Origin of the sequence: Bradyrhizobium yuanmingense (assembly GCF_029167105.1) — a bacterium.
Classification (GTDB): domain Bacteria; phylum Pseudomonadota; class Alphaproteobacteria; order Rhizobiales; family Xanthobacteraceae; genus Bradyrhizobium; species Bradyrhizobium yuanmingense_A.
On record NZ_JARFML010000085.1, the window covers coordinates 1 to 6807 of the forward strand.

Sequence of the window (6807 nt, forward strand, 5' to 3'; positions counted from 1 at the left end):
GGGTTGGGCCGGGGCGGGAAAATGTGGAGCCGCCTCGGGCTTTTGAGGCCGGATAGCGCACGGGGGGAACGGGCGCAACGGGAACTTGGGTTGGACAGGGCTCCCCTGCTCCCGGCGCGGGGTTTTCGTCGCGCACTCTGCGTCATTCCGGGGCAATGCGCAGCATCGAACTCGGAATCCATCGGGCGGCAGCACCCGCGGGATTCCGGGTTCGCGCCTTTCAGCGCGCACCGGAATGACGGCCGAGGGTGGTGGCTCCTATTGCAGCGTCGGATCGAGCCGGTCGCGCAGCCAGTCGCCGATCACGGAGACGGCCAGCGTGGTCACCACGATGGTCGTCGCCGGCGCCAGCATGATCCAGGGCGCCCGGGTCAGATATTCGCGGCCATAGCCGACCATGTTGCCGAGGCTGGTCATCGGCGGCTGCACGCCAAGGCCGAGAAAGGACAGGCCTGACTCCATCAGGATCACCTCGGGGAACACCAGCGTGGTCGAGACGATCAGGGTCGAGGCGATGTTGGGCAGGATGTGCCGGAGATAAATCCGCGACGGCGTCGCCCCTAACTGGCGGACGGCGGCGGCGTAGCCCTGCGCATTCGCGGAGATGGCAAGGCCGCGCGCAATGCGGGCATAGCGCTCCCAGCCGAACAGGCCCATCAGGCCGATCAGGAGCGGCAGCGAGTTGCCGAAGAAGGCGAGCACGGCCAGCGCCATGATCAGGAACGGCATGCTGGCCTGGAAGTCGGACAGCATCAGCACGAGCTGCTCGACGGCCCCGCGGAAGTGCGCGGCGAGGAAGCCGAGCATGGTGCCTGCTACGGCCGAGATCGCGGTGGCGCCGAACGCGATCAGCAACGAGATGCGGATCGAGACCAGCAGCCGCGACAGCACGTCCCGGCCGAGCTCGTCGGTACCGAGCCAGTGCGCGGCATTGCCGGGCGCAGCAAGCCGGTTGCGCAGGTCGAGCTGCGTGAAGCCGTAAGGCGCGATCTTCTCCGCGAAGGCCGCGATCAGCAGCATCGCGACGATCCAGCTGATCGCCAGCGCGACCGAGACCGGAATGGCCGGCAGGCTGAAGCGGCGTGAAAGCGCTTTGCTATCCTTTAGCGTGGCGTCAGTCATGCATGCGCTCCCTTGCTGCGCAGGCGCGGATCGAGGAAGCCGTAGAGGAAATCGACGATCAAATTGGACGTCACCATGGTCATCGCAACCAGCAGCAGGATGCATTGCACGACGGCGAGATCGCGATTGGCAACCGCAACGACAAGCAGCCGCCCTACTCCCGGCCAGGCGAACACGCTCTCGACCACGACGGCACCGGCGATCAGCGTGCCCACCATGAAGCCGAGGATGGTCACGGTCGGGATCGCCGCGTTCGGCAGTGCATGCGACGTCACCACCTTGCGCCACGGCACGCCTTTTGCTGATGCGGTGCGGATATAGGGCTGGCCCAGCACCTCCAGCATGGCGCTGCGGGTGAAGCGCGCCAGCACCGCCGCGCCGCCGAGGCTGAGCGTTGCGATCGGCAGGATGGCGTGGCGCCAGCTGTCCTGCCCGCCCGAAGGCAGCCATCCCAGCTGCACGGCGAAGACGAGCACCAGCAGCAGCGCGAGCACGAAGCTCGGCACGGTAAAGCCCGCGACCGCCGTCATCATCACGGCGCGGTCGATTCCCGAGCCGCGATGCAGCGCGGCGTAGATCCCAGCGGGAACGCCGAGCGCGACCTTGAAGAAGAAGGCCGGCAGGGTCAGCGCCAGCGTCGCCGGGATGCGTTCCAGCACCAGCTCGATTGCGGGCCGGCCGTCGCGCATGGAGCGGCCGAGCTCGCCCTTGGCGATGGCGCCGAAATAGTCGAAATATTGCGCCCAGATCGGATCATCGAGGCCCCACGCCTTGCGGAATGCCGCGAGCACCTCCGGCGGCGCCTCCGGTCCCAGGATCATCAGCGCGGGATCGCCTGACAGCCGCAACACGATGAAGGCGAAGGTGACGACGAGCACGATCGTGAGCGCGGCCCGTCCGATCCGAATGGCGAAATAGCGTCCCATCAGGCGGCGTCCCGTGTCGCAGCGCCGGTGACGAGATGACAGGCGACCTGCCTGTCGCCGCCGACGGCGGACAGCGTCGGCACCTCGCTCTTGCAGCGCGCGACGGCGCGCGGGCAGCGCGGATGGAAGGCGCAGCCCGCAGGCCGCGCGGCCGGGTTCGGCGGATCGCCTGATAGCACGATGCGGCCCGCACTGCGGCGGCCCGGCGCGGGCGAGGCCGAGACCAGCGCCTGGGTATAGGGATGCTCGGGCCGCGCAAAGAGATCGTCGGCGCTGCCGATCTCGACGATGCGGCCGAGATACATCACGGCCACGACGTTGCTGATCTGCCTGACGACGCGCAAATCGTGGCTGATGAAGAGCAGCGTCAGCGACAGCTGCGCCTGGAGATCGCAGAGCAGGTTCACCACCTGCGCCTGGATCGAAACGTCGAGCGCGCTGACCGGCTCGTCGCAGACCAGGAAATCCGGCTTGGTGGCCAGCGCCCGCGCCAGCACGATGCGCTGACGCTGCCCGCCGGAGAGCGCGCCGGGATAGCGTGCGCCATGCGCCGGCGTGAGCTCGACGGCGCGCAGCAGCTCGCGGACGCGCTCCTCGCGCTCCGCCGGCGTACCGAGGCCGTGAATGTCGAGCGGCTCGCGGATCTGCGTTGCAACCGGCAGGCGCCGGTCCAGCGCGCCGAGCGGGTCCTGGAAGATCATCTGCATCCGCGCGCGCTGCGCACGCCAGGCGGCCGTTCCCGGTGCGGCCATCGGCTTGCCGCCAAACCGCACCTCGCCGCTATCAGGCGGCTCGAGGCCGAGCACGATGCGGCCCGTGGTGGATTTGCCCGAACCGGATTCGCCGACGAGACCGAGCGTCTCGCCTTTGGCAATCGTCAGCGACACGCCGTCGACGGCATGCACGGCCGCAGCTCGCCCGAACATTCCCGAGCGCATCGCATAGGTGCGCGAGATCGCTGAGATCTCGACCAGCGGCGGACTCATTCGGCGGCAATCCCGAGCAGCGCGCGGCGCGAGGCCTCGGCGCGAACGCAGGCGACGCTGCGATCATCGGCGATAGGCGCGAGGGTCGGCGCCGCAAGACCGCATGCTTCCGCGACCAGCGCGCAGCGCGGCGCGAAGGCGCAGCCGCCGGGCATGTGCGCGGGATCGGGCACCGTACCGGGAATGGCGGTGAGGCGCCGCCGCGGACCATCGAGCGGCGGCAGCGCGCCGATCAACCCTTGCGCGTAGGGATGCACGGGATCGGCGAACAGCTGGTTGCTCGGGGCCTGCTCGACGATGCGGCCGGCATACATCACCGCGACGCGGTCGCAATTCTCCGCGACGACGCCGAGGTCGTGGCTGATCAGCACCATCGCCATGCCGAGCTCGCGGCGGACAGTTGAAAGCAGCTCCAGGATCTGCGCCTGAATGGTGGCATCGAGCGCAGTGGTCGGCTCGTCCGCGACGAGGAGATCGGGATTGCCGGCGAGCGCCATCGCAATCATGATGCGCTGGACCTGGCCGCCGGAGAATTCGTGCGGATAGGCCTCGAGCCGCCGGCCTGCATCGGGTATGCCGACGAGATCGAGCAGCCGCCGCGCCTCCGCCTTCACGGCGTTGCCTTGGAGATCGCGGTGCAGCGACAGCGCTTCGCAGAGCTGCCTGCGGATGGTCAGCACCGGATTGAGCGCGCTCGCCGGATCCTGGAAGATCATGGCGATGCGCCCGCCCCTGACCTGATCGAGCTCGGCGGCCGGCGCGCCGAGAATCTGGCGCCCGTCGAGCCGCACCGAGCCGGAGATCTGCGCATGGCGCGGCAATAGCCCCAGCGCGGCCAGCCACGTCACCGATTTGCCGGAGCCGGACTCGCCGACGAGGCCGATGGCCTCGCCCTTCTGCAAGGCAATGTCGACGCCGCGCAGGACCGGCACGCCATTGAAGGCGACGCGCAAGTCCTCGATGCTGACCAGCGGCTTCACCTTCAGACCTCGAAATTGCCGGCGCGGAAATCCATCGCGAAGGCGGGCGCTGCCTTCCACTTGATCGATTTCGGCTTGGCCGTGAAGGTCGCGTTCTGGTGCAGCACCGTGTAAGCGGGATCTTCGCGCTCGGCGATCTCGAGCATGCGGCGGAACGCCTTCTTGCGCGCGGCCCGGTCGGTCGAGGTCTCCAGGAATTCGGAGAGCGTGTTCAGCTCGGCATTGGTCCATTCGCCGATCTGCTGCTGCTGGCCGTTGGGGCCGTGCTGGGCGACCAGCGACGACACCGGATCGTTGAAGGCGGCCGAGTTCGACCAGTCGCGCACGGCGCGTGCCGGCCCGCGCTCCATGATCTGCGACCAGTTCTCCTTGGTCTCGATCTGCACGTTGAGGCCGACCGACTTCCACATCTCGACCAGGATCTGCGCGGTCGCGACCTGGTTGGTGTAGTAGTTGTTGAGCAGGCGGTACGGGATCGGGTCGCCCTTGTAATTGGCCTGCTTCAGCAGATCCTGCGCAAGCTTGGGATCGTAGGCCGGTACGTTCCAGTCGGCGTTGAACATGTCGCCGTAGAATTCCCATTGCAGCCCCTTCGGCACGCGGGTGCGGCCGGCCCACAGGCTGTCGACGATCGCCTGGCGATCGATCGCGTGGGTGAAGGCGCGCCGCACGAGCGGATTGGCGAGCACGGCGTGGTTCTTGTCGAACACGGTAAGGCGGTGATTCTGAATCGTGCCGCCCTGCACTTCGAACGCGGAATTCTTCTCGATGCCGGCAATCTGGTCCGGCGGGATGTCGCAGGCGAACTGGTATTCGCCCGACAGCAGTCCGTTGATGCGGCTCGCGACCTCAGGCACTTCGAGGAAGCGGATGCGCTTCAGCGGCGGCCGGCCGCCCCAATATTCGTCGTGGGCTTCCAGCGTCAGCGAGACGTCGGGCTTGAGCTCGACGACCTTGTAGGGGCCGGTCGTCACCGGCTTGCGGGCCCAGTCGAGATAGCTCGCCGCCTCTTCCCAGGCGCGGCGGTTCATGATGTCGGAGCCGTAGCGCGAGAGCCGGCCCTCGATCGTGACATCGGGCGTCGCGTTGTAGAAGCGCACCGTGTACTTGTCGACGGCATCTACGCGCACCAGGTCCGGCCAGATGCGGCGGGCGACCGCGGGGACATCAGGCGGCAGCTCCTTGCCCGGGCGCGGCGTCGGGATCTTCTCGAACGCCTTGATGGTGGAGCGGTTCTTGGCCTCGGTCTCGCCGAACATGCGCTCGCGGCTGAAGGTGAAGACGACGTCTTCCGCCGTGAGCTCGTCGCCGTTGTGGAACTTGACGCCCTGGCGCAGCTTCACCTCGACGGTCTGGTCGTCGATGCGGCGCCATTCGGTGGCAAGGCCCGGTACAGCTTCGAGCTTGCCGCGCCAGTTCTTGGAGATCAGACCTTCCCAGATCGACGAGAAGAACACGCGCTCGCCGACATTGGACTGCTCACGCAGCACGTCGAGCACGTTCGCATTCGTGACCTTCTGGACCGCGACGGTCACGGAGGGACGGTTGTCGGCTTGCGCGATGGCAAAGCGCGGCAGCAGCAAGGTGCTTGCGGCAGCGCCGCCGGATTTCAGGATGGTGCGACGGGTGAGCTTGCTCATGAGGATAACCCCTGCCCTTTGTGATGTCGGTTATTCGGCGAGACCGAGCGCGGCGAGATGCGCCGCGCCCTTGCGGACATCGTCGTGATTGCGGAGTTCGAGGATCAGCCGTGGATTCGACGTCAGCCGGCCGAGCGCGCGGAATACGGCGACCCAGGGAATATTGCCCTCGCCCGGCGCCCAGTGCCGGTCGGCAAAGCCGTCGGTGTCCTGCAGGTGCACATGCGTCAGCATCTCGCCGGCGGTCTCGACGTAATAGTCGACCGGCGGCGCGCCGGTGGAGATGTGCGCGTAATTGGCGTGCCCGGTGTCGAGCGAGACGCGGACCTTGCTGCTTTCCAACGCCTTGGCGAGGCGCACGCGGTCGCGTGGATCCTTGTCCTCGATGTTCTCGATGACGATCTCGCATCCGATCGTCTCGGCACGCGCAATCACCTCGGCGAGCGTCGCCTTGACGCGCTCGACGATATTGGCGCGGTTGTCGGGATAGAGATCGAGATTGTTGTGGTCCCAGGTCGTGAACGGCGAGTGGATCACCATCTGCGTCGCGCCGAGGAACTCGGCGGCCTCGAGGCCCTGCAGCAGGCGCTTGGTCACGGCCTGGCGGATCATCGGATCGTGGCTGTCGATCTTGAAGCCCCAGAACGGGCCGTGGATGCCGAGCCGGCCGGTGTGCCCGGTGAGCATCTGCTTGATCTCGCCGGCGGTTGCGCGCCAGTCGCTATCGAGCAGATCGGCGCGGAAGAAGTCCTGGATTTCCAGATCGCGCTGCTTTTCGAGAAGCCAGTCACGATGCGCGGGGATCGATTTGATGGACAATGCGGCGCCCAGCACCGGTTTCGACATGGCATGCTCCTTCGTCGTCAGCGATGACGGGAAGCAGCGCTAGACCAGTTCAATGACAAGCCGGTGAAATCCATCTATCGCAGCGCGGACGAGATGTGGACATCCTGCCCGCGCGTGCTGCGCTTCAAGCAGCAGCGACCGCGACGAGCGATGCAGAACGGGCACAGGGCAAGCGCTATCGTGTCCGTAGTGATCCGGAATGGAATCCTAGCCGGCCTTCGCGTACATCGCGGGACATCGATCGGCGGCCACTTCCACGGGCATCACCCTCTGATCGCGCTACATGGGGTTGGGGGACCACATGGGG

6 protein-coding genes are annotated in these 6807 nt (G+C 67.0%); all 6 read right to left on the reverse strand.

The annotated features are described in order from the left end of the window. Positions 1-258 precede the first annotated feature (258 nt). From P0R31_RS40270 to P0R31_RS40295, 6 genes are read right to left on the reverse strand one after another with little or no spacing between them, the layout of a single operon-like run. Positions 259-1122, reverse strand: a complete 864-nt coding sequence (locus tag P0R31_RS40270) for an ABC transporter permease (RefSeq protein ID WP_275521126.1) — start codon at positions 1120-1122, stop codon at positions 259-261. Further along, positions 1119-2048 carry an ABC transporter permease gene (locus P0R31_RS40275; protein WP_192893206.1) on the reverse strand — a complete coding sequence of 310 codons (930 nt, stop codon included), beginning with the start codon at positions 2046-2048 and terminating at the stop codon, positions 1119-1121. The genes P0R31_RS40270 and P0R31_RS40275 overlap by 4 nt, the downstream gene beginning before the upstream one ends. After that, the gene (locus P0R31_RS40280) at positions 2048-3034 is read right to left on the reverse strand and encodes an ABC transporter ATP-binding protein (RefSeq protein WP_275521128.1); all 987 of its coding nucleotides are present in this window, start codon (positions 3032-3034) and stop codon (positions 2048-2050) included. Before P0R31_RS40280 ends, P0R31_RS40275 begins: the two co-directional genes overlap by 1 nt. Beyond that, positions 3031-4014: an ABC transporter ATP-binding protein gene (locus P0R31_RS40285; protein ID WP_275521130.1), complete on the reverse strand. Its 984-nt coding sequence runs from the start codon at positions 4012-4014 to the stop codon at positions 3031-3033. Before P0R31_RS40285 ends, P0R31_RS40280 begins: the two co-directional genes overlap by 4 nt. Before the next feature lie 2 nt (positions 4015-4016). Continuing rightward, the gene (locus P0R31_RS40290; protein ID WP_275521132.1) at positions 4017-5654 is read right to left on the reverse strand and encodes an ABC transporter substrate-binding protein; all 1638 of its coding nucleotides are present in this window, start codon (positions 5652-5654) and stop codon (positions 4017-4019) included. Between the two features lie 30 nt (positions 5655-5684). Further along, on the reverse strand, positions 5685-6500 hold the full coding sequence (locus P0R31_RS40295) for a sugar phosphate isomerase/epimerase family protein (RefSeq protein WP_275521134.1): 816 nt from the start codon (positions 6498-6500) through the stop codon (positions 5685-5687). Positions 6501-6807 lie beyond the last annotated feature (307 nt).